This window comes from Streptomyces sp. Rer75 (genome assembly GCF_013414305.1).
Taxonomy (GTDB): domain Bacteria; phylum Actinomycetota; class Actinomycetes; order Streptomycetales; family Streptomycetaceae; genus Streptomyces; species Streptomyces himastatinicus.
In genome coordinates this window covers 576,258-598,076 of sequence record NZ_CP058693.1, presented here as the reverse complement: position 1 = coordinate 598,076, position 21,819 = coordinate 576,258, and the positions used below count along the sequence as shown (strand labels likewise).

19 protein-coding genes and 2 pseudogenes are annotated in these 21,819 nt (G+C 70.4%); 9 read left to right on the top strand and 12 right to left on the bottom strand.

From position 1 onward, the window contains the following. The first annotated feature begins 42 nt into the window (after positions 1 to 42). Both HYQ63_RS01900 and HYQ63_RS01895 read left to right on the top strand, forming a co-directional pair. Positions 43 to 1,455 (top strand): NAD-dependent malic enzyme, encoded by a 1,413-nt coding sequence (locus HYQ63_RS01900; RefSeq protein WP_179932188.1) that lies wholly within the window; start codon positions 43 to 45, stop codon positions 1,453 to 1,455. 36 nt (positions 1,456 to 1,491) lie between these two features. Then, positions 1,492 to 2,895 carry a dicarboxylate/amino acid:cation symporter gene (locus tag HYQ63_RS01895; protein ID WP_257231536.1) on the top strand — a complete coding sequence of 468 codons (1,404 nt, stop codon included), beginning with the start codon at positions 1,492 to 1,494 and terminating at the stop codon, positions 2,893 to 2,895. Positions 2,896 to 2,969: 74 nt separating this feature from the next. Here the strand turns inward: HYQ63_RS01895 and HYQ63_RS01890 are convergent, their stop codons facing one another. Continuing rightward, positions 2,970 to 3,473, bottom strand: coding sequence for a hypothetical protein (locus HYQ63_RS01890; RefSeq protein WP_179932187.1), 504 nt, complete (start codon positions 3,471 to 3,473; stop codon positions 2,970 to 2,972). A 165-nt stretch (positions 3,474 to 3,638) separates the two neighbouring features. Between HYQ63_RS01890 and HYQ63_RS01885 the strand changes: the two genes are divergently transcribed. From HYQ63_RS01885 to HYQ63_RS44260, 3 genes are all read left to right on the top strand, one after another. Then, positions 3,639 to 4,475: a hypothetical protein gene (locus HYQ63_RS01885; protein WP_257231535.1), complete on the top strand. Its 837-nt coding sequence runs from the start codon at positions 3,639 to 3,641 to the stop codon at positions 4,473 to 4,475. Positions 4,476 to 5,345: 870 nt separating this feature from the next. Next, positions 5,346 to 6,650, top strand: coding sequence for a radical SAM protein (locus tag HYQ63_RS01880; RefSeq protein WP_179932186.1), 1,305 nt, complete (start codon positions 5,346 to 5,348; stop codon positions 6,648 to 6,650). Beyond that, positions 6,643 to 7,587 (top strand): hypothetical protein, encoded by a 945-nt coding sequence (locus HYQ63_RS44260; RefSeq protein WP_257231534.1) that lies wholly within the window; start codon positions 6,643 to 6,645, stop codon positions 7,585 to 7,587. Before HYQ63_RS01880 ends, HYQ63_RS44260 begins: the two co-directional genes overlap by 8 nt. A gap of 179 nt (positions 7,588 to 7,766) precedes the next feature. On the opposite strand, the pseudogene HYQ63_RS44255 reads toward HYQ63_RS44260, so the two are convergent. The 3 genes and pseudogenes from HYQ63_RS44255 to HYQ63_RS01870 form a co-directional block, all read right to left on the bottom strand. Next, positions 7,767 to 7,925 (bottom strand): annotated as a pseudogene (locus HYQ63_RS44255) (hypothetical protein); the annotation flags it as partial. Between the two features lie 269 nt (positions 7,926 to 8,194). After that, a pseudogene (locus tag HYQ63_RS44250) lies at positions 8,195 to 8,611 on the bottom strand (cytochrome P450); the annotation flags it as partial. Positions 8,612 to 9,040: 429 nt separating this feature from the next. Continuing rightward, the gene (locus HYQ63_RS01870; protein ID WP_179932185.1) at positions 9,041 to 9,550 is read right to left on the bottom strand and encodes a hypothetical protein; all 510 of its coding nucleotides are present in this window, start codon (positions 9,548 to 9,550) and stop codon (positions 9,041 to 9,043) included. A 329-nt stretch (positions 9,551 to 9,879) separates the two neighbouring features. On the opposite strand from HYQ63_RS01870, the gene HYQ63_RS01865 reads away from it, so the two are divergent. From HYQ63_RS01865 to HYQ63_RS01855, 3 genes are all read left to right on the top strand, one after another. Then, entirely contained in the window at positions 9,880 to 10,665 is a 786-nt protein-coding gene (locus tag HYQ63_RS01865; RefSeq protein WP_179932184.1) for an IclR family transcriptional regulator, read from the top strand. A gap of 122 nt (positions 10,666 to 10,787) precedes the next feature. Next, positions 10,788 to 11,795: a PDR/VanB family oxidoreductase gene (locus HYQ63_RS01860; RefSeq protein ID WP_257231533.1), complete on the top strand. Its 1,008-nt coding sequence runs from the start codon at positions 10,788 to 10,790 to the stop codon at positions 11,793 to 11,795. 44 nt (positions 11,796 to 11,839) lie between these two features. Then, complete coding sequence (locus HYQ63_RS01855; protein ID WP_179932183.1) at positions 11,840 to 13,054, top strand: cytochrome P450; 1,215 nt, start codon at positions 11,840 to 11,842, stop codon at positions 13,052 to 13,054. Positions 13,055 to 13,069: 15 nt separating this feature from the next. Here the strand turns inward: HYQ63_RS01855 and HYQ63_RS01850 are convergent, their stop codons facing one another. From HYQ63_RS01850 to HYQ63_RS01815, 8 genes are read right to left on the bottom strand one after another with little or no spacing between them, the layout of a single operon-like run. Then, positions 13,070 to 14,134 (bottom strand): maleylacetate reductase, encoded by a 1,065-nt coding sequence (locus tag HYQ63_RS01850; protein WP_179932182.1) that lies wholly within the window; start codon positions 14,132 to 14,134, stop codon positions 13,070 to 13,072. Positions 14,135 to 14,162: 28 nt separating this feature from the next. Next, the gene (locus HYQ63_RS01845) at positions 14,163 to 15,062 is read right to left on the bottom strand and encodes a dioxygenase (RefSeq protein ID WP_179932181.1); all 900 of its coding nucleotides are present in this window, start codon (positions 15,060 to 15,062) and stop codon (positions 14,163 to 14,165) included. A 36-nt stretch (positions 15,063 to 15,098) separates the two neighbouring features. Beyond that, complete coding sequence (locus HYQ63_RS01840) at positions 15,099 to 15,545, bottom strand: DoxX family membrane protein (protein ID WP_179932180.1); 447 nt, start codon at positions 15,543 to 15,545, stop codon at positions 15,099 to 15,101. Continuing rightward, positions 15,538 to 16,509, bottom strand: a complete 972-nt coding sequence (locus HYQ63_RS01835; protein WP_179932179.1) for an alpha/beta hydrolase — start codon at positions 16,507 to 16,509, stop codon at positions 15,538 to 15,540. The genes HYQ63_RS01840 and HYQ63_RS01835 overlap by 8 nt, the downstream gene beginning before the upstream one ends. After that, positions 16,499 to 16,900, bottom strand: a complete 402-nt coding sequence (locus HYQ63_RS01830) for a metal-sulfur cluster assembly factor (RefSeq protein ID WP_179932178.1) — start codon at positions 16,898 to 16,900, stop codon at positions 16,499 to 16,501. Before HYQ63_RS01830 ends, HYQ63_RS01835 begins: the two co-directional genes overlap by 11 nt. Beyond that, positions 16,900 to 17,970 (bottom strand): amidohydrolase family protein, encoded by a 1,071-nt coding sequence (locus HYQ63_RS01825; RefSeq protein WP_179932177.1) that lies wholly within the window; start codon positions 17,968 to 17,970, stop codon positions 16,900 to 16,902. Before HYQ63_RS01825 ends, HYQ63_RS01830 begins: the two co-directional genes overlap by 1 nt. Positions 17,971 to 18,018: 48 nt before the next feature. Then, a complete protein-coding gene (locus HYQ63_RS01820) occupies positions 18,019 to 18,441 on the bottom strand; it encodes a heme-binding protein (RefSeq protein ID WP_179932176.1) in 423 nt (140 codons plus the stop codon). Further along, positions 18,438 to 20,108 (bottom strand): GMC family oxidoreductase, encoded by a 1,671-nt coding sequence (locus HYQ63_RS01815; protein WP_179932175.1) that lies wholly within the window; start codon positions 20,106 to 20,108, stop codon positions 18,438 to 18,440. Before HYQ63_RS01815 ends, HYQ63_RS01820 begins: the two co-directional genes overlap by 4 nt. A 373-nt stretch (positions 20,109 to 20,481) precedes the next feature. Here HYQ63_RS01815 and HYQ63_RS01810 point away from each other — a divergent pair, with 373 nt between their 5' ends. Further along, positions 20,482 to 21,813, top strand: coding sequence for a Rieske 2Fe-2S domain-containing protein (locus HYQ63_RS01810; protein ID WP_179932174.1), 1,332 nt, complete (start codon positions 20,482 to 20,484; stop codon positions 21,811 to 21,813). The last annotated feature ends 6 nt before the right edge of the window (positions 21,814 to 21,819 follow it).

Here is a 21,819-nt window from a genome sequence, read left to right as displayed (position 1 = left end):
CAACGTAACGAACACACAAGGCACCAGTGGAGGAAGACGGTCATGGCAACGGCGCCCAGCGTCTCGTACTCGATGACGGTCCGGCTGGAGGTCCCCGCGAGCGGTACGGCGGTCAGCCAGCTGACCACGGCCGTGGAGTCCTCCGGTGGCTCCGTCACCGGCCTCGATGTGACCGCTTCCGGCCACGAAAAGCTCCGTATCGACGTCACGATCGCGGCGACGTCGACCGCGCACGCCGATGAGATCGTGGAGAAGCTGCGCGGTATCGAGGGTGTGTCGCTGGGCAAGGTCTCCGACCGTACGTTCCTGATGCACCTCGGCGGCAAGATCGAGATGTCGTCGAAGCACCCGATCCGCAACCGTGACGATCTGTCCATGGTCTACACCCCCGGTGTGGCGCGGGTGTGCCAGGCGATCGCGGACAATCCGGAGGATGCCCGGCGGCTGACCATCAAGCGCAACAGCGTCGCGGTCGTCACGGACGGTTCCGCGGTGCTGGGGCTGGGGAACATCGGGCCGAAGGCCGCGCTGCCGGTGATGGAGGGCAAGGCGGCGCTGTTCAAGCGCTTCGCCGGGATCGACGCGTGGCCGATCTGTCTGGACACCCAGGACACCGACGCGATCGTGGAGATCGTCAAGGCCATCGCCCCGGGGTTTGCGGGCATCAACCTGGAGGACATCTCCGCCCCGCGGTGCTTCGAGATCGAGGCGCGGCTGCGGGAGGCGGTGGACATCCCGGTCTTCCACGACGACCAGCACGGCACGGCGATCGTGGTGCTGGCGGCGCTGACCAATGCGCTGCGGGTGGTGAACAAGAAGATCGAGGACGTGCGGGTGGTGATGTCCGGCGCGGGTGCGGCGGGCACGGCGATCCTGAAGCTGCTGAACGCCGCGGGTGTGCGGCACGCGGTGGTCGCCGACATCCACGGTGTGGTGCACTCCGGCCGTGAGGACCTGGTCTCCGCCGATCCGGACTCGCCGCTGCGGTGGATCGCGGACAACACCAACCCGGAGGGTGTCACGGGCACGCTGCGGGAGGCGGTGCGGGGCGCGGATGTCTTCATCGGCGTGTCGGCCCCGAACGTGCTGTCGGGCGAGGACGTGGCGGCGATGGCGGACGACGCGATCGTGTTCGCGCTGGCCAACCCGGACCCCGAGGTGGACCCGGCGATCGCCCGTCAGACCGCCGCGGTGGTCGCCACCGGCCGCTCGGACTTCCCGAACCAGATCAACAACGTCCTGGTCTTCCCTGGTGTCTTCCGTGGCCTCCTGGACGCCCAGTCCCGGACCGTCGACACCGACATGATGCTCGCCGCCGCGAGCGCGCTGGCGGACGTGGTCAGCGAGGACGAGCTCAACCCGAACTACGTCATCCCGAGTGTCTTCAACGACACGGTCGCGGGCGCGGTCGCCGGAGCCGTCCGCGGCGCGGCCCGGGCGACGGACGTCGGCTGAACTCCCCCCAGAGCACAACCCATTGGAGCTCCAAACATGCACAAAGGACACAGCACGGCGCCCCCCACCGACCGTTCCGAGTCCGACCCCGGCGGGACGGCCCCGTCGGCGCGCGCAAAGCGCTGGTGGCGGCTGCCCCTCGGAGTGCAGTCGGCGCTTGCCGTCGGCCTCGGCGCGCTGATCGGGACTTTCGCACCCTCCGTCGGCGAGCAGTTGAAGCTCCTCGGTGACATCTTCCTCAACCTGGTGCAGATGGTCGTGCTGCCCCTGGTCTTCCCGCTGATCGTGCTGGGCATCGCCCGCATGGAGTCGGTGAAGAAGGTGGGCCGCGTCGCCGGCAAGGCGGTCCTCTACTTCGAGGTCGTCACCACGGTGATCCTCCTGATCGCGGTGGCGCTGGCCGAGTTCACCGGCATCGGCAGGGGCGCCCCCGTCGCCGGCGGCGACACCAAGAGCCTGGAGTCCATGGACCAGGGCGTCGACTTCCACGAGCTGATCCTGCACTCGGTTCCGAAGAACGTCTTCGCCGCGTTCACCGAGGGCAACCTGCTCGCCGCGATCGTCTTCGCGCTCTTCCTCGGTGTCGGGATGGCCGCCATCGGTGAGAAGTCCGCACCCTTCTCCTCGGTCCTGGAATCCGTCTCGTCGGCCATGTTCAAGGTCGTCGGCTATGTCATCCGCCTCGCCCCCCTGGGCGTCCTCGGCTTCATCAGCTACGACGTGGCGCACTACGGATTCGGCAACCTCAAGAGCCTGCTCGGCTTCATCGCCGTCGTCTACGCGGGCCTGGCCATCGTCCTCGGCGTGGTCTTCCCGGCCATCGCGCTGATCTACCGCATCCGGTACGTGGACCTGCTCAAGCAGATCGGCGGACTCGTCGGGCTCGCCTTCGTCACGCGCAGTTCCGAAGCGGTTCTGGCACCCCTGATGGGCAAGCTCGAAGCCTTCGGCGTCAGCCGCTCGACGTCCTCGTTCGTCGTCCCCCTCGGCTACTCCTTCAACTCCGACGGCTCCGTGCTCTACCAGGCCACCGCCCTGGTGTACCTCGCCCACGCCTACGGCGCGGACACCTCGATACCGTCCCTGCTGCTCATGGTCGGTGTCCTGGTGGTGCTCTCCAAGGGGATGGCGGGCGTCACATCGGCCTCCATCGTGGTGCTCCTCGCCGCGGGCAAGTCGGTGGGCATCCCGGCCGAGGGGGTCGCGCTCCTGGTCGGCGTCGACTTCATCGTCGACATGGCGCGTACCGCGGTGAACGTCGTCGGCAACGCGCTGGCCGCCGCCGTCGTGGACCGTTCGGAGAAGAAGCGGGACGCCCATCAGGACGGTCAGGACACGCGGGAAGCCGCCACGGCCGACGACAACGAGGACACGGTCGACGACGAGGCCACGGCACCGGCCGCGCCGGCGGAAGTCGGCGCCTCGAAGGGCTCGTCGTAGAACACCGCGTCCTGGGCGGGACGGGACCCGCCCAGGATGCCCCCACGATCCTCCTGGGCGCGGTGCCGTGTGCTTCAACCGGCGCGTGGCGCAGGGGGATCCTCGTCGTGTTGCGGCCAGGAGGTGCCAAGGTCCCGGCGCATGGCCGTCTGCGCGGTCTCAGCCGCCGCGAGGTAGTCGCGAAGGTGTTTCCCGAAGGCCGGATCCTCCGTGGTGACGCCGGTGGCCACCAGGTCACGGAGGTCGCGAATCTTCCAGAAGACCTGGTTGGTCGGTTCCATGACCTCCCACGGAGCGATCAGCGCGAGCTCGTAGCGCAACGGATACAGGTTGCTGGACGCGAAAGCCTCGTGGGCCGCCCTTCCCGCGTCCTCCGCCGAGCCTCCCTCGCGAGCGATCACATGGAGGCGCGTATACACCTCCGAGAGGGCAGCCATGAACGACGCGTACGCCTGCCGACGCGTGTCCTGGCGGAGCGCTTCGCGCTCACGGCGCCAGCGAAGCCGGTCGGCGAGAAGCGTCGCGCCCACGCCGATCCCCGCACCCATCAGCGTGTTCACCGGCCCCAACCAGTCCATGGGCTGGACCCTATGGTGATCCGGATCAGCGGTAAAGGCCGCCGATCCGGCACGGTGTGCAGGAACGTCACCGATCGGTGTTGTGTGTCACGAGTAGGTATACGTCTCGCGATGAGGCATCCACCGGTGGGATTGCGCCAGCGCAGGTGGCTTAAAGTGCCGATCATGTCTCAGCCAAAGATCCTCAAGCGCATTGCTCAGCACCGACAGGCCACCCGGATGCCGTCCCGACGAACGAAGAAGACTCTGATCGCAGCCGTCGGCATAGGCATGACCCTCGCTGTGAGCGGGTGCAACGAAGACACCGGCCAGGCCACGGACAAGGGCACCGACGCGGCCGGGTCGAAGGCACCCTCGGCAGGATCGTCCCAGTCCTCCGGCCCGGCCAGCCCCTCGGGCGACCAGCCGTCGGTCCCGGGATGGCAGACGCAGACCTCACAGAAGCACCACTTCCGTTACGACGTGCCCGCCGAGGCCAAGAAGTGGAAGCGCATCGACGAGGGCACGGCCCTGTCCTACACGGACAAGAACGGCCAGCCGATCGTCGTCATGACCGGAGCCGCCAACTACCGCGAGGGCGGCTGCGGGTCGAGTCCCAACCCGAAGGCCATCGGCGAGGCGGGCAAGGGGCAGCTCGCCACCGTCGGCACCACGGGCGGCGGCAAGGACGGCTCCCTCCAGGAGAACGCTCGCAACTGGGCGGGCAACTGGGGCTTCGCCGCGTACGGTGGCGAGGACCACAAGCCCAAGGTCAAGGTCACTCCGGCCAAGCCGCTGAAGCAGGGCGGCATCGACGGCTACACCGCGACCGCCGAGGTCACCGTCACCAACCGCCCCAGCTCATGCGTCCCGCCGAAGGCGATCGTGCACAGCATCGCGCAGAAGCTCCCCGACGGGACCATGCACGGCTGGGTGATCTACGCGGACCAAGGTGTTCCGAACGCGCTGACCGCTGCCCAGATCAAGCAGGTCATGAGCACCGTCCGGGCCACGGGCAGCTGACACCACCCGGTCGGTGAGGCGGCGACGACCCGCGGACTGCCCCGCACCCCCGTGTGCCTGTCACCGGGTCGGTGCGGGGCCGCGTGATCCAATCCCCTTTGCATGCAAGAAAGTTGTGTACTCAAGATCAAAACGCTGCTTTAATTGGGTAATTGATCTTGAGTCCCGGCCCCTCGGAAAGGCGATCGTGATGTCCCCCGCCCGCTACCAGTCCCGCTCCCGCTCCGAGGCCCCGTTCGACGTTTCCAGCGCCGGTGTGCTCCGCGTCGTGTCCGACTCCCGCACTCCGGTGTTCCTCACCGTGCACGCGAGCGGCCGCCGCCGGTACGGCTACTGGCAGCCGTACGACTCCGCCACCAACCGGGGAGGTTGCTACGTCGCCCTCCCCACCCCCGAATGCGACAGGCTGTACTCCGAGGGGCGAGCCACCCTCGGTGATCCCCTTGTGGACCAGGCCAAGACCACGTACCGCGTGTGGCCCGCCCCTTCCCCCGTCGCACCGGTACGCATCCCGGTGGCACCCGTGCCCGCGGTGGCCGTGGCACCGAGGCTTGCCGCCTGAGCCGGGGTCCTTCCAGGAGGCCGGGCAGGGCCGCTCGGCGGCGCCCATATCGGCATCCGGTCCATAACGCGCAACACCCGTAGCGATTCACTCGAACGAGCTAGCTTGCACATCACCCTCGGGAGGGGTCCCGAGGATGGGGCGCAGGATGGCGGTCGCCGGTGCTGCCACGGGGGCGATGGGTGCGCTGTACGACATCCCACTGCTGCCCGTGCCGTCGCAGCGCGGTCGAGGCGAGCTGCTGGGAGCGATCGTTGAACGGAACCGGGGATGTCTTTGCGATTCCATTGGAAGACGGGGCCCATCTGGTGTACGCCCCCCTGCATGGGGTGGCCTTCGCCGCCACGAACGGCATGGTGGCGGCCCTCTCCGCCGTCCTGACAGGTGGTGAGGGCGGGGACCAGAACGTCGCGGCGTTCGCCCGTGAGACCGGGCTCCTGAACAGACCCCCCGCGCCGGTCACTCGCCGCCGGGGCACCCCCACGCCCACCGAGGTCACGCTCTTCCTGACGACGGCGTGCAATCTGCGCTGCACCTACTGCTACGCCTCCGCGGGCGACAGTCCCGCCACGTATATGACGATGGACGTGGCCAAGCGCGGCATCGACTTCGTCATCGACAACGCCCGGCGCGAGGGCGCCCCGTTCGCCGGGGTGCACTACCACGGGGGCGGCGAGCCGAGCGTCCACTGGGGCCTGATGACCGAGTCGCTGGCGTACGCCCGTGAGCGGGCAGGAGACCTCCAGGTCATCGCGGCCTCCGCGGGGAACGGCGTGTTCACCGACCGCCAGATCGACTGGATGATCACCAACCTCAACGGCGGCATGAGCCTGCCCTTCGACGGCCTGCCCGAGGCCCACGACAAGCACCGGCCGACCGTACGGGGCACGGGATCGAGCGCGCGCGTCATGCACACCATGCGGCGCTTCACCGACGCGGACTACCCCTACGCGGTGCGGCTGACCGTCACCGCGGAGCAGATACCGCTGCTGCCCGACTCGATCGAGTTCGTGCTGTCGAACTTCACACCGAAGCGTGTCCAGGTGGAACCCGCCTACCAGCTGGGACGGCACGCGGGGGAGCCGGACGCGGAGACCGAGGAGTTCATCGCCGCCTACCGGGAAGCGCAGGGCAGGGCCGCCCGCTTCGGTCATGAGCTGATCTACAGCGCGGCCCGGGTCGGAACGCTGACCAACCACTTCTGCGGGATCACCCAGGACAACTTCTGCCTGAGCCCCGCGGGGAACGTATCGGCCTGCTTCGAGGCGTTCTCCGAGGACAACGAGTTCGCCGACGTGTTCTTCTACGGTTCGCCGGGGCCGGACGGCTACACCTTCGACATGGACCGTCTCGACCGGCTGCGCGATCTGGGCGTCGAACACCGGTCGTTCTGCGACGGGTGCTTCGCCAAGTGGAACTGCGCGGGCGACTGCTATCACAAGTCGCTGGCGACGAACGGCCGAGGCGAGTTCACCGGGTCCCAGCGCTGCCACATCACCAGGGAACTGGTGAAGGACCAGCTCCTCACCCGGATCGCCGGGTCGGGCGGCCTCATATGGCGCGACGACCACACCGGGGAGCCCTGCGGCGTCCACGGAGGCACGAATGAATGACGTCATGCTGCCCTGGCCGCGACCGAGGCGCCCAGGGAGGGATAGCAAGGACAACAGGGACAACCAGGCCGGGCAGCCACCCGAGCAGACACCGGACGCTCCGCGTTACGAGATCCAGCGGGTCGACGACCCGGAGGCCACGGGGCCGGTCGAGATCCTGCCCATCACCGGACCACCGTGGTCGGCGGCATCGGGGCGGCGCGGTCTCCTCGGGGCCGGGATCGCGTCGTCCGTCGCGGCGGCCCTGCTGCTCGGCGGATGCGACGACGGGGGCTCGGAGTCTCCCTCCTCGCCGTCTCCCACCACCTCCCACCCCTCATCGAGTCCGTCGACCCTCAGCCCGACGACACCGACCCCCGACTCCCCGACGCCGACGTACGAACCACCGACGACGTACGAACCACCGACCCCCACGTACGAACCACCGACGACATACGAACCACCCACGTACGAACCACCCACCTACGAGGCACCGGACCCCACCTACGGCGGTGGCGGCGGCACGATCTGCACCTGCAACAAGGTCTGCACCTGCATTCCGGTCTGCCAGGCGCATCGGCTGCTGCACCCCGATCCGGCCGTGCGGCGGATGGCGGAGACCGTGGTCCTGGCGATGGGGCCGCGCGAGCTGCCGTACCTGCGGTGGGCGGCCAACGGCGCGGCCGCCCCGCTGAACACGCGCATCGAAGAGCTCATGGAGCAGGTGCGCGGCGGGCGCCGACTGGTTCGGGACGACCTGCGCGACCCGGGCTGCGAGCGCTACCTCACCTCCCGCGACCCGGTCATCGCCATGATGGCCGCGCAAGTCCTCACCCTGCGCGCGCTGCGGCTGGGCACGGGGCTCAGCGGTGCGACGGCGGACCGCGCGGCACGGGCCCTGACCGTCGGCCGCGCACTGCACCGCGAACGCGCGCCCGCATGGACACCATCCGTCTGAAGAAGGCCCCGCATCGACCCGGCGACCCTCGCCGGGTCCAGCAGCGGCGCGGCCAACCGGACGTCGACACGCTCTGGAACTGCGAGTCCGACAGGGAGATGCCAAGGTTCCAGGAGCTGATTGTGGTCGCCGAGCCCCAGAACGGCGTACTCGACACCGTCGTAAGAGCCCGGTTCCAGCCCCTCCAGCCAGGCGACGAACTCCGCGGCGTCGTCGGTGGGCTTGCCGTTGTAGGAGGCGGCCACGATGACCACCGGGTGGTCAACGTCCTTGAGCTTCCCCGCGGTGTCGTTGAGGGGAGTGACGGACGTCGCGAAACCACGCTCCTCACCCTCCACCGCCAGGTCACGGGCGATACCCGAGCCGGTCGCCAGATTGGAGCCGTGCAGGAAGGCCAACGCGGTGGTGCCCGAAGCGCGCCGGGCCGCAGGCCGGTCCTGATGCGCTGCCGCGCCGCGAACCGGTCCGGGTCGAACAGCTCCACGTTCTCGCCCCAGGCGAGGTCAACGTGCCGATGTCCCCGTACTCGGGGTCGGGCTCGTCGCTCGTCGGCGTCCCCCCACAGGGCGTCCGCCTCCGCCTGGGCCCGGGCCAGCACCTCGGGGTGCTTGGTGAGGTAGTACAGGGCGAACGACAGCGCGCCGCTGGTGGTCTCGTGCCCGGCGATGAGGAAGGTGATCACCTGGTGGCGGATGTTGGCGTCGTCCAGCGGTTCGCCGGTCGCCGCGTCCCGGGTGTGCAGCATTCGCCCGAGCAGATCGTCCGTGCTCGTGTCCCCGGAGGACCTGCGCTGCCGTATCACCTCGTCGACCAGGTCCGCCATCGACTCGCCGTCCCGGCGGAACTGCTGGCTCTGCTTCTGCCTGAACACCTCCATGCCCGGCAGTGACTCGCCCTTGGCCTGGACGAAGTCGAGCGCGCGCGACATGGCCGCGACGAAGGGGTGCGGCTCGTCGCGGCGGAACGACTCGAAGTCGTAGCGGAACCCGCACAGCCCGATCGTGTCGAAGGTCAGCCGGGTCATGTCGGCGGGCACATCCACGGTTGTCTGCTCCCCGGCAGCACCGTGTCGACCGTCATGGTCGACGGAGACAACCCCGGACGAGGGGATCACGTCCCGGCCCGCCGCCGCGCGAGCGCATCCTGAGGGGCGACGCGAGTCTCACTGCGCGGGCCGCGAAGTTGGCCGAGGCGTTGCGGATCCTCGGTGCGGGAGCGCCACGGCTACTGGGGTACGCCGACGCACGCGAACCGCACTCGGGTCCGGGCTGCCTCCGGTTGTGCGATGTGCCGCTGGACGAGGCGGTACGGAGGTTGGTGGCGCACATCCGCACTCAGCCGTGCCGGCGCTGCGAGAGGTGATCGGTGTGCGCAAGGCGGTGTACAGCGTTCCGGACGAACACATGGGGGAGCCCTGCCGGGCGTGACCGCAGCCACCTCCGCCCCAGACGGGTCAGCTGGCCGTCTTGACCTTGGTGGCCTTGGCGACCTCGCAGGTTTTCGGCATCGCGGCGGTGTTGCCCTTCCAAGCGGTGGAGGCGAGTGCGCTTCGCATGACTCCGACTGGGACGGGCTGGTGGGCGAGGGTGGTGTAGACCGCCTGGCCGGGGTGTGCGGGGTTCAGGAAGCGGACCTTGACGGTGTAGGCGTAGTCCGCCGCGCCCTTGGTGTTGTTGAGCTGGATGACCGCGAACAGTTTGGACGCGTCGCGCAGCTGGCATGACTTGATGCTGACTTCGGCCTTGGACGTGACGGCCTGAGCGGGGCCGGTTCCGCCAGTCGCCTCGCCCGCCGCGGCGGATCGCGACGGCGTGGCTTTCGAACTCGGCGAGCCGCTGCTGGTGCTGTTCTTCCCATCCTTCCCGGCGGCGGATGGTGCGTCGCTTGACCCGCTGCCGGAGCAGGCCGAGAGGGTGAGAAGGGCGCAGGCGGCGAGCGCGGCGGCGCGTGGAAGGTGGTGCATGGTGGAAGGGGTCCCCCGTCAGGACACAGGTTCGCCGGACGGACCGGCCCAGTCCGCCTCACGCTAGCACTTGGCGCCCGCCGTCGACTCGGCGCCGCCCGTGAGGTCCACCTGGCCGCGGACCGCTCCTGCCGCCCGCGAACTGCCAGTGGGCGGCGAATTCCGAGACGCTCTGCCGACGGGCCGGGGCGGTTACTTCGCCCGGCAGGGGCTCCATCGGCGCCCCTGCCACCCGCGCCAGGGGCGGTACCGCCTCCGCCACCGCGGGCGTCCCCACAAACGAGCCGCCGTGGGGTTGACGCGTCCGGGAGAGATCCGATGATGACGAGGTGAGGACACAGAACGGCGAGTCGGTTCTGGCGCGGGCCGTACGGATCTTCGAGGCGTTCACGCCGGAGGAGCCGGCCCTGACCGTCTCGGAGATCTCCCGCCGTACGGGGCTGCACGTGGCGACCGCATCGCGGCTGGTGGCCGAGCTGGTCTCGTACGGGTTCCTGGCCCGGGACACCGGCCGCCGGGTCCGGGTCGGCATGCGCATGTGGGAGCTGGCCACCCGGGCCTCGCCCACTCTGTCGCTGCGCAACGCGGCCATGCCGTTCATGGAGGGCGTCCACGATGTCGTCGGACATCACGTACAGCTCGGCGTGCTGGACGGCGACGAGGTGCTGTTCCTGGAGCGGCTGACGGCACCGGGTGCGGTCATCAACTACACCCGCATCGCGGGCCGCCTTCCGCTGCACGCCTCCTCCAGCGGCCTGATCCTCCTCGCCCACGGCCCCGCCGACCTGCGCCAACGGGTGCTCGACGAGCCGCTGCACCGCTACACCCCGAACACTCCGGCCACCGCCGCGCGGCTGCGGGCCGTGCTGGCCGAGGTCCGCAGGCAGGGGTACGCGTACTGCCCCGGGTACGTGCACCCGGAGGTCCTGGGCATCGCGGCACCGGTGCGTGACGCGCGCGGTGAGGTGGTGGCCGCGCTGGCGGTGATCGTCCCGAACGAGGCCGGGGCCGCGTCCGTCGTGCCGGTGGTGCGCACCGCGGCACGTGGTGTCTCCCGGGCGCTGGGGGCGCCGGGCGCCGCGGGGCGGCTGCGCGATGCGGGTGGCCTCACCTGACGGCAGTGCGATGGCCATCTGAGGGGCGCCACAAGTTCGTCTCTCACTGATTGAGAATGCCGTCGCGACGGTTCGTGGCGACCGCGCATCCTGCCTGCAACCCAACGACGGGAGGTGGCAACGTGGCCGGAATCAGCGTGGTTACGGATGCCGAGTCCGGAGTCGGCACGGGACAGCCGACGCCCGGGTGCGCGGCAACTCTGGTGGTCGCCGCGAAGGAACGCGTCGCCGCGGGCGTCGTGTCACTCACCCTCGCGCGCCCGGACGGCGGCCGGCTGCCGGACTGGACGCCGGGTTCCCATATCGACCTGGTGTTGCCGGAAGGGACGACCCGGCAGTACTCCCTGTGCGGCGACCGATGGGACGCGCACACCTACAGGATCGCCGTCCTGAGGGAACCGGCGGGGCGCGGCTGCTCCGCATATGTGCACGACCGACTGCGTCCGGGGGACCGCGTCGGGGTCGGCGGCCCGCGCAACCACTTCCCCCTCGTGCCGTCGGAGAAGTACCTCTTCATCGCGGGCGGCATCGGCATCACCCCGCTGCTGCCCATGGTGCGCCAGGCCGAACTGCTCGGCACCGTCTGGCGGTTGCTGTACGGCGGCCGGACCCGGGCGTCGATGGCCTTCCGCGAGGAGCTGACGGATGCCCACGGCGAGCGGGTACACGTCGTCCCGCAGGACGAACTCGGGCTGCCGGACCTCGCGGCCCTGCTGGGCACGCCGCGGACCGACACCAAGGTGTACTGCTGCGGCCCGGCCCCGCTCCTCGCCGCCGTCGAAGCGGCCTGCGCCGCCTGGCCGCCGTACGCCCTGCGCGTCGAGCGCTTCACCGCAGCCGCGCAAACCGGGCCGGTACGGGGGACCACCTTCGAGGTGGAGCTGCGCCGTACGGGACGCACCGTCACCGTCACCCCGGAGGTCTCGGTGCTGGGGGCGGTGCGTCGCGCCGGGGCGGACGTGCTGTCCTCTTGCGAGCAGGGAACCTGCGGCACCTGCCTGACGCCGGTGCTGGAAGGGCAGCCCGACCACCGGGACTCCGTCCTCACCGACCAGCAACGGAGGGCGAACGACTGCATGTTCGTGTGCGTATCCCGGTCCTGCGGCGACCGTCTCGTCCTCGATCTCTGAGATCTCCACGATCTCTGAGATTCCCACCTTCCCGAGGAGCCGTGATGTCCGAGGCACTGGAGCATGCCGTCGCGCTGCCCGTCAGTGACGCCGACCCGTTCGCCCACGAGGTCCTGCTGGACCCCGAACCGCTGCACCAGGCTCTGCGCGAGGCCGGTCCGGTCGTGTACCTGTCGCGCTACGACGTCCACGCCCTGGCCCGCTACGAGCACGTGCACGCCGCTTTGGCGGACTGGCAGCACTTCGAGTCGGGCTCCGGTGTGGGCCTGGCCAACTTCCGTCATGAGAAGCCGTGGCGCCCGCCGAGCCTGCTCCTGGAGGCCGACCCGCCACGCCACGACGCACCCCGTCGGGTGCTGAGCGAGATCCTCGCCCCGCCCGCCCTCCGCCGTCTGCGCACGAGGTGGGCCGCGGTCGCCGAGGAACTGGTCGACCAAGTCCTCCGTGATGCAACGGAGTTCGACGCCTTCGTGGCACTGGCGGAGGCGTTCCCGCTGCGTGCCTTTCCCGACGCCGTGGGCCTCGGCCCCGACGGCCGGGAGAACCTCCTGCCGTACGGAAACATGGCCTTCAACGCGTTCGGCCCGCGCAACGACCTCGTCGCGGCGGACGACCACCGGGTGGCCGAGCTTTCAGCGTGGGTGAACGCCCAGTGCACCCGGGAGGCGCTGGGTGCGGACGGCTTCGGCGCGCAGATCTGGGCCGCCGCCGACCGCGGCGATCTCACGCACGAACAGGCGCCGTTGGTGGTGCGGTCCCTGCTCACCGCCGGCATCGACACCACCGTGCACGGCCTGGCGGCCTGCCTGTACGCCTTCGCCACCCACCCCGGCGCATGGCAACGACTGCGGGAACAGCCGGAGCTGGCGCGGACCTCCTTCGACGAAGCAGTCCGCTGGCAGTCACCCGTGCAGACCTTCTTTCGCACCGCCACCACCGACGTCACCATGGCCGGGACGGTCGTCCCCCAGGGCACGAAGATCCTCATGTTCCTCGGCGCGGCCAACCGCGACCCGGGCCGCTGGCACGACCCCGACCACTTCGACCTCACCCGTGACCCCTCCGGCCACGTCGGCTTCGGCATGGGCCTGCACCAGTGCGTCGGCCAGCACGTCGCCCGTCTGGAGGCCGAGGCGTTGCTGATCGCCCTGGCTCGTCGCGTCCAGCGGATCGAACTCACCGGCGCACCGCTCCGCCACCCCAACAACACCCTGCGCTCATGGGCATCCCTGCCCGTGCGGGTCCAGCCGGCTGCTTGATCAGCCGTCGGTTCATCACTGCTGGCTCGACGGGTCTGCACCCTGCCACGCGGCGCGCAGCAGCCGCCGCAGATCATGACGGGCCACAGCGCGCGGGTTGTTCGCCGGGACCACCTCCAGGATCGCTCGCACGGCATCATCGATGTCCGCCTCGTCGAACCCGTAGTCGCGCAGTGCTTTCGGTGCGTCCACCGCACGCCGCAGCCGCTGGAGGCCGTCAACGGCCGACGCGGCACCGAACGCTTCCGCGATCCGGTGCTCGGCCTCCGGGGCGGCGGGTGCGTTGAACGCCAGTACGTACGGCAGCACGATCGCGTGCGTCTGGGCGTGTGGCAGGTCGTACGCGCCACCCAGCACATGGCAGATCTTGTGATGCAGTCCCGAGCCCGCCGAGGAGAACGCCACCGCCGACAGGTAGGCCCCGTACAGGACCCGCTCGCGGCCCTCGAGCCCGGTCGGGTCGGTCACGACGGCCGGGAGCCCCGACGCCAGCGCACGGATGCCCTCTCCCGCCAGCGCCTGGTCCACCGGATCGGTGCGCGGCGCCCACAGGGAGTCCACGCAGTGTGCGAGGGCGTTCAGCCCGGAAGCCACACTCATGGCCACCGGCAGCGAGAGCGTCAGCGTCGCGTCGTACACGATCGAACGAGGCAGGACCCGCGCGTCCACTCCGGTGGTCTTGCGGGCCCCCTCGGTCAGCCCCCAGACGCTGGTGGCCTCCGACCCCGCGTACGTCGTGGGTACGGCCACGATGGGGAGCCCGCTGGTCAGCGCGATCGCCTTCGCGAGTCCGGTCGTCGAGCCCCCGCCGACGCTGACCAGGAGGTCCACCTCGTGCGTGGCGGCCGTGGCGCGCGCCCGCTCGGCCGAGGCGACCGGTACGTGCATCACCACCTCGTCGTGGCGGACCACGACCGGCACCTGGGCGGTGACCTTCTCGGCCAGACCCGCCTCGGAGCGCGCCGCGATCACCATCGCCCGGGAGCCGCCCAGCCGCTCCACCTCGGCGCGCACCGCCGCCGAAGCGTCCCCGGGTGCGAAACACACGCGCTGCGCCAGGGTTTCATGCTCGAACCGCACGTGAGCCTTCTCCTTCTGTCCGTGGAGGTCATGTCCGCCGAGGGGAGAGCACGATGTCGAACCGCACTCGGGACCAGCTCCGTCCCGACAGGTCGCGCCCGTCGGGGGCCGGTGTGCCGGCCGGCTGCCGTTCGAAGCGCTTGACGAGGGAGTCCTTGACGCCGAACACGGCGTCGGAGCCCAGCAGGCTGTCGCCCTCGACGAAGATGTGGGTGACGAGGGTGCGCAGGCCGGGCGAGGTGGCCATGAAATGCAGGTGGGAGGCGCGCAGGGGCGAGCGCGCGGTCTTGTCGAGCAGGGTTCCGACGGGACCGTCATGGGGGATGGGGTACGGCGTGGGGGTGAGCCCCCAGAATGCGTAGGCGCCCTGCTCGTCGGTGTACAGGTGGGCCCGGGCGGCCAGGTGGCCGTCGTCGTGCTGCACGTCGTAGAGGCCGTCTTCGTCGGCTTCCCATACCTCGAGGCGTGCGCCCGGGACAGGGTTGCCGTCGGTGTCGGTGACGGTGCCCTCGACCCAGCAGGGTTCTCCCGGGGCGCCTGCGGCCATGTCGCCGCCCAGGGCGATCTCGGGGGAGCCTTCGACGAAGAAGGGGCCGACCACGGTGGCCTCGGTGGCGCCCGCGGTGGCCTCGTGGTTGACGTTGATGGTCTGCATGGAGGCGCCGAGGACGTCGGACAGCAGCACGAACTCCTGGCGGCGGTCGGTGGTGATGTGGCCGGTGGCGGTGAGGAAGTCGATGGCCTGCTGCCATTCGGCTTCGGTGAGGCGGACCTCGCGGATGAAGGCGTGCAGGTGGTGCACCAGGCCCTGCATGAGTTCCTTGAGCCGGGCATCCGGCGTGTCGTGGAACGAGGCGAGCACCGTGCGGACCAGCTCGTCCTCGATGTGACGTTGCCGGTCCGGCACTGCGGGAGTGGTGGCGGTCATGGTGAGGGTCCTCCTGATGTGGGCGTGGTGGTTGTCCTACCCGGAGGTGCGCCGGGTTTGTCGCTCGTCGTGGACGATGACGGCGAGCAGGCCCCCGGCGAGGGCGAGGTTTTTGAGGAAGTCGCCTTGCTGGTGGGCGCGTTGCGGGCCATCGGGCTGGGTCCAGAAGGGGAAGGCTGCGAGGGTCGTGGGCACCAGCGACCCGGCGAGCGCCGCCGAGCAGGCCGCGGGCGCGATGCCGGCCGCCAGTGCGGCTCCCGCGGTGACATGGACGGCCGCGTTGGCGCGGACCAGCTGCCGGTCGGTGAACCGGTCCAGGAGTGGCACCGCGCGGCGGCACCGCTTCAGGAAGGTCTCCGCTCCCTGCGCGGGGCCGTCCGGGTGCCGCCACACGTGGCGGCCTCCGGAGACGAAGACGGCGGCCAGCGCGAGACGGGAGAGGGCGCGGCCCACGTGGTCGTAGCGCGGTGGTGTGTCAGGCATGCCATGGATCCGTTCGCAGGTGGCGGTCGAAGAAGCGCTCGATCAGTGCGGGGGTCAGCAGCACGGAACGTTCGGCGTCCGGGGCGCGGGACGACAGCGCGGTGGCCGTCATGGGGTGCAGTTCCCAGTCGCCGGTGTTGAGGAAGCCGTGGTGGGCGCCGTGGACCAGCAGCAGATGGGATTCGGCGCCCGCCGTGAGCAGGGCGTCGTGGAGCCTGCGGCTCTGTGCCGGGCCGACGAGGAGGTCGGCGTCGCCGTGCAGCAGGAGCACCGGCGGTACGCGCGGGTGGACCTGCCGGGCCGGACTGGCCTCGACGGCGGTGGCGGCCCGGTCCGACGGGCGTCCGCCCAGGAGGCCCCAGGCCGGATCGGAGCGGTCCACGCCCAGCACCCCACCGGGCAGGGCGTCGTCGTTGAGGTGCAGCAGATCCGTGGGGGGATAGCCCGCCACCACGGCCCGTACACCGGGCGCCGCGGGGGAGTGGTCGGTGTCGGCCGCGAAGGCCGCGAGCAGTGCCAGGTGCGCGCCGGCGGAGCTGCCCCACAGCCCGATCGACGCCCGGTCCAGGGCATGGGTGTCCGCGATGTCGCGCAGGTGGCGCAGCGCGGCGAGGACGTCGTGCAGTTGGGCGGGCCAGGGGGAGACCTCGGAGGAGCGGTACTCGATGTCCGCCATGGCGTACCCGCGTTCGGCGAAGAGCCGGGGCAACCGGGGGCCGTACCCCCGCCGTTGGTTGCGCCAGCCGCCGCCCGCGAGCCACACGATCACCGGTGTGGGCGTCGGCGCGGACTGCGGCAGATACAGGTCCATCCGCAGGTCCGTGCCGTACGCGAGGTCGCGCAGCACCCGGACGTCAGCCGGGTCGATCTTCTCGGGGGGACGCGGTGCCCGGCTGAGCCCTTCCATGAAACGGCCCATGACGTCGGCGTTGTTCGCCCGTACCTGCATGACGTCACTGGTCACCGATTCCGCCCCTCGCGGTCACGGCGAGGAGAGGGAGGCTGCGACGCCTCCTTGCGCGGTGCTCGGCGAGCCGCTGCTGATAGTGCGGGGCGAGCATGTCCGGCGTCCACTCCATTTCGTGGTCCAGCACGACGTCGACACCGGTGACACCCGGTAGCCCGGCGAGCCGCTCGCGCGCCTCGTTGGCGAATGCGCCCAGCAGCATGCAGGTCGGGTCGGTGAGCCCGATCTTCACGCTGATCCGCTGACCGTCCGCGCCGTCGTCGCTGACCTGGATGTCACTGATCAGCCCCATGTCGTCCATGCCGGCCGGGACACCCGCGGTGATGCTGCACGGGTCGATGATTCCGTTGAGTTCGTCCCGGACCCGGGCCTCGGTGACACCGCTCATCACGCCGCCCCCAGCTCGGTTTCGATCCTGCCGCCCCACGGAGCGGCCAGTTCGGTGGTGTCGAACTCGTCGCCGGCGATCGTGGCGCGCAGCTTGTCCTCGTCGATGCCGTGCAGCCGCAGGAAGTTGCGGCCGAGGATGTCCCTCTTGGCCTCCGGGGTGAGCGGCTCCACGCCGCGTTCCTCGATCAGGTCCCGCGGTGTTTCGAGATCCCAGAACGCCTCGATCAGCGGGCGCGGATGGGCCGCGATGACACCGGTGCCCCAGATGATGCGCTGGGCGCCGCCGGGTACCGCGAGGAAGGCTCCGATCGCTTCGGCGAACCGGCGCGGTGCGGTCCGTGCCAGGGCGGAGGTCACCTCCAGGTTGACCACGACGTTGGGAGCGCACTCCATCAACATGGCCGTTTCCTCGACGAACGCCAGTCCGCCGTGTACCACCTCGAAGGTCAGGTCGGGAAACGCCGCCGCGGCGCCTTCGATGTCGTCGATCCGCAGTGCGTGGGCAGGCCCGGGGCCGACCGGGAGCGCCTTGTGGATTCCCACGACCTTCAGCCCGCGTTCCCGGGCCCGTTCGAACACCGGGTAGCACACCTCCGGATCGCTCATGTCCAGTGAGGTGACCCGGCCCTCGACCAGGTCGATCGGGTAGAGCTTGAGCGCGTTCACGTGGTGCTCGTCGACCAGTTCGTCGACACGGTCGACCGCGCCCGGCCGCAGCGGGGACACCGCGCCGTAGACGAGCACCCGGTTCGGCCACAACTCCCGCATCGTGAGGCCGGTGGACAGACGTGAGCCGCCGTCGTGGAAGTGTCCGTAGATCGGTGTCTCGTGGTAGACGATGATGTCGGACTGGCTTTCCGCCAGGATCGACCGCCCGATGGCTTCGGCGCCCGCGCCGTGGTTCAGATAGAGCGACTTCTCGATGGCGTAGTCGGGCCCGCCGAACCGCTGGTGCTGGCGGTACATGTGCTCGCCGATCGCGCGGCCGAAGGCCGGGTCGACGCAGTTCTCGGGCAGGAAGTTGTAGTCGTGGGCCACACCCTCGACCACCAGGGTATTTTCGATCATCGTGTGCTCCTTCGGCTGTGTTCCTGGGGTGGGCTCGTTCGTTCGTGCTTACGCCAGCAGCTCTGCGATGCTCTTCAGCGCCTCCACCGCGAGGCGGTCGTCGGTGGCCCCGTCGGCGCCACCGATGCCGATGCCGCCGATGACCTCGCCGTCGTCCACGACCACCGGCTGCCCTCCGGGCACCGGCAGCAGGTGACCGTCGACCAGATGGGGCGGGGCGACGGCCATGGCCGGATCCGCGGCGAGCGCCGCGAACGCGGAGGTCGCCATGCCGGTGACGGCGGCGGTGTACGCCTTGCGGCGTGCGGTCTCGACACCGATGGGGCCGACTCCGTCGTCGCCGAGCAGCACCTTGGTGATGCCGCCGCGGTTGACCACCACCACACAGATGCGCGCGCCCTCGGCCCGGGCCGCCTCCAGCGCGGCCTCGGCCGCGCCGTACGCGATGGCGTAGGTCAGGGGTTCCCTCATCCTGCGGTCCTCTCGGGGAGCGGGGCGGCGGTGGCGCCGGAGGCGACCGGGACGCCGCGGATCAGGTCCGACGCCTTCTCGGCGACGGCGATGACGGTGGCGTTGATGTTCGCGCCGGGCACGTTCGGCAGCACCGACGCGTCGACGACGCGCAGCCCGTCGGTACCGCGGACCCGCAGGTCGGGGTCGACGACGGCGTTCCCGGAGGTGCCGATGGCGCAGGTGCCGCAGGCGTGGTTGGCGGAGTAGCCGGTCTCCCGCAGGTAGCGTTCGAGGTCCTGGTCGGTGGTCACGTCGGGTCCCGGTGCGAGTTCCGCCCCGATCATCGGGGCGACCTCGGGGCTGCGCAGGATGGCCAGCGTGGTGCGCACGGTTTCCCGCAGGGCGACGACGTCCTCCGGCTCGGTGAGGAGGTTGAACGTGATGCGCGGAGTGGCCGTCGGGTCGGCGGACCGCAGCCGGACCTCGCCACGGCTGCGTGGGGTGGCGACGGCGTTGAGGGCCACGCAGTGGCGGTTGCGCAGCGGCCGGACGCCGGGGAACCAGGGCCGGGCGTCGAACCCGCCGGCCAGGATGCCGAGGAATCCGTCGGGGCGGTCCAGGCCGGGGCGGGTCCGGACGTAGGCCGACAGGAATTCGGGCATCTGGGCCAGCGGGCCGCTCCCGGCGACGAGCCAGCGGAGCGCGTGGCGCACCAGACGGTCCGCGCGCAGGTGCTCGTGGAAGGTCACCGGGTCCTTGACGTCGAACAGTACGGGCGCGGCCGGATGCTCGTGAAGATTGGCGCCGACGCCGGGAAGGTCCACCACCGTGTCGATGCCGTGCTCGTGGAGATGGTCGGCCGGACCTATGCCTGAACGCATCAGTATCTGCGGTGAGTTGTACGTGCCGCCGCAGAGCACGACCTCGCGGGCCGCCCGGACCACCCGGCTCCGGCCGCCTTTCACGACGCGGACGCCGGTCGCGCGTCCGTTCTCCAGGAGGAGCGTATCCACCAACACCCCGGAGAGCAGGGTGAGATGGGGCCGCTGCCGCAGCGCGGGGCGCAGGTAGGCGGCCGCGGTGCTGTGGCGCCGGCCGCGGCGGATGGCGGTCTCGTTCTGGCCGGCGCCGGTGGGGTCGCCGCTTTGCGTGTCGTCGGGGAACTCGATGCCCAGCGATCGGGCGGCGCGGTCGAGTCGCCGTCCGAAGGTGCCTCTTCCGGGGGAGGTCGACACGGTGACGGGTCCGTAGCCGCCGTGGTGTTCGGTGTCGCCGCGCCAACTGTTCTCGGAGCGGCGGAAGTAGGGAACGAGGTCGTCCCAGCCCCAGCCGGTGGCGCCGGACGTGACCCAGTCGTCGTAGTCGAGACGGTGTGCGCGGACGTGGGTGGAGCCGTTGATCGAACCGGTCCCGCCGACCAGCCGGCCACGGGGCACAGGAATGCGTCTCCCGTTCAGTCCCGGCTCGGGCTCCGTCTCGTACCCCCAGCCGATTCCCTTGCGGCCCGACAACAGCCCGACCCCGAGGGGTAGTTGAACCAGCAGGCCGCGGTCCGCGGGCGGGCCGGCCTCGATCAGCAGTACGCGTGTCCCGGGGTCGGCGGACAGGCGTGCGGCGAGGACGCAACCGGCCGTGCCCGCGCCGACGACGACGTAGTCGTACTCGGCGCCGTGCCCGGCGCTCATGCGGGAGATCCAGACATCATCGTCTCCTTCGGCTGGGGTTCGGCTCCGGAAGAACGCGCGCCGGCGGCGAGGAGCGCGAGGAGGCGCAGGGTAGGCCGTCGCCCGCGCGGCGCGTTCCGGGGTGGTGCGATCGCGAGACGACGGGAGTCCGCGAGCGGCTCGTCGCCTCGGCGCGAAGCCAACGTAACTCGCCCAGAAAGGGTCTGCAAGTAATTCATCAAAGCAGGTCAGGTGCGTTGACAGTTTTTCATCAGGGCCGTACAACGGAAGGCGCCCGCAGGTTCGCCGCACACCGTCCGGCCCTGCCCGTGGCCTCATTTCGCGCGTCACTTCACGCGTCCGCACCACCTCAACGCCGAGGAGATGGTTCAGCATGACCGACACCACCGTGACCGATACGCCCGTGGTCGACACGGGAACCGGCTACGGGCGCAAGCCCTCCTCTCACGACGCCCGCCTGACCGAAGTCGGCCCCGGCACGCCGATGGGCGAGGCGCTGCGCCGCTACTGGCAGCCGATCGCCAGTTCCACCGCGCTCACCAGCGACGTACCGCACCGTGCCCGCCTGCTCGGCGAGGACCTGATCGTCTTCCGGGACGGCCAGGGCCGCCCCGGCGTCGTCTTCGAGCGGTGTGCGCACCGCGGCAGCAGCCTCTTCTACGGCCGTATCGAGGAGGACGGCATCCGCTGCTGCTACCACGGCTGGAAGTTCGACGTGCGGGGCCACTGCCTGGAACAGGCGTGTGAACTCGACGGCGGCCGCCGCCGCAACCTCGCCCGCCAGCCGTGGTACCCGGTGGAGGAGCGGTACGGCCTGGTCTTCGTCTACATGGGCCCGCCCGAGCACAAGCCCCCGCTGCCGCGCTTCGACAGCCTGGAGCCCCTCGGGGAGGGCGAGAGCTACTACACCAGCTGGACGGTGCCCGGCGCCGCGGTCATCGGCATGGAACAGGACTACAACTGGCTCCAGCTGTACGAGAACGCCGTCGACCCCGTGCACGCCTCGTGGCTCCATTCCACCCACAGCGGGTTCCAGTTCCAGGGGACCGGCACCACCGGCTTTCCCGAGCACTTCTACGACGCGAGCACCATCGCCGAGCGCGTCACCTACCACCGCACCGATCACGGCGTGAAGTACGTGCAGCGCTACCAGGACACGAAGGGCCCCGACGGGGAGCTGGTGGACATCGACTGGTCGGTGGAGCTCCACCTGCCGAACATCGTCGCCCTGCCCGACTTCGTCCGGGTGACCCCCGACGCCCGGCACGACATGCTGATCTGGGTCGTCCCCGCCGACGACACCCACCACCGGCTGGTCTTCTCCATCCGCTCCGCCGACCCGACCCGGCTCGAGTCCTTCGTCTTCGGCATCAGGCAGAACGGCAAGGACAACTGGGAGATGACCGACGAGGAGCGCCAGCGCTTCCCCGGCGACTACGAGGCCCAGTGGTCCCAGGGCGACATCACCCAGCACTCCGAGGAGACCCTGGCCCCGTCCGACCGCGGGGTGGTCATGCTCCGGCGCATGCTGCGCACGATGATCGACGACGTCGAGGCGGGGCGGAAACCGCTCGGCGTCGGGGTCCCGGGCGAGCCGGTCCGCCACGTGGAAGCCGGGGCCTTCATCCGGCGGGAGCCGGGGGACGACGTCCCGAAACCCGCCGGTGCGGACGAGGCGGCCGCGCCGACCGCGGCAGGGGCGTGACCGAGG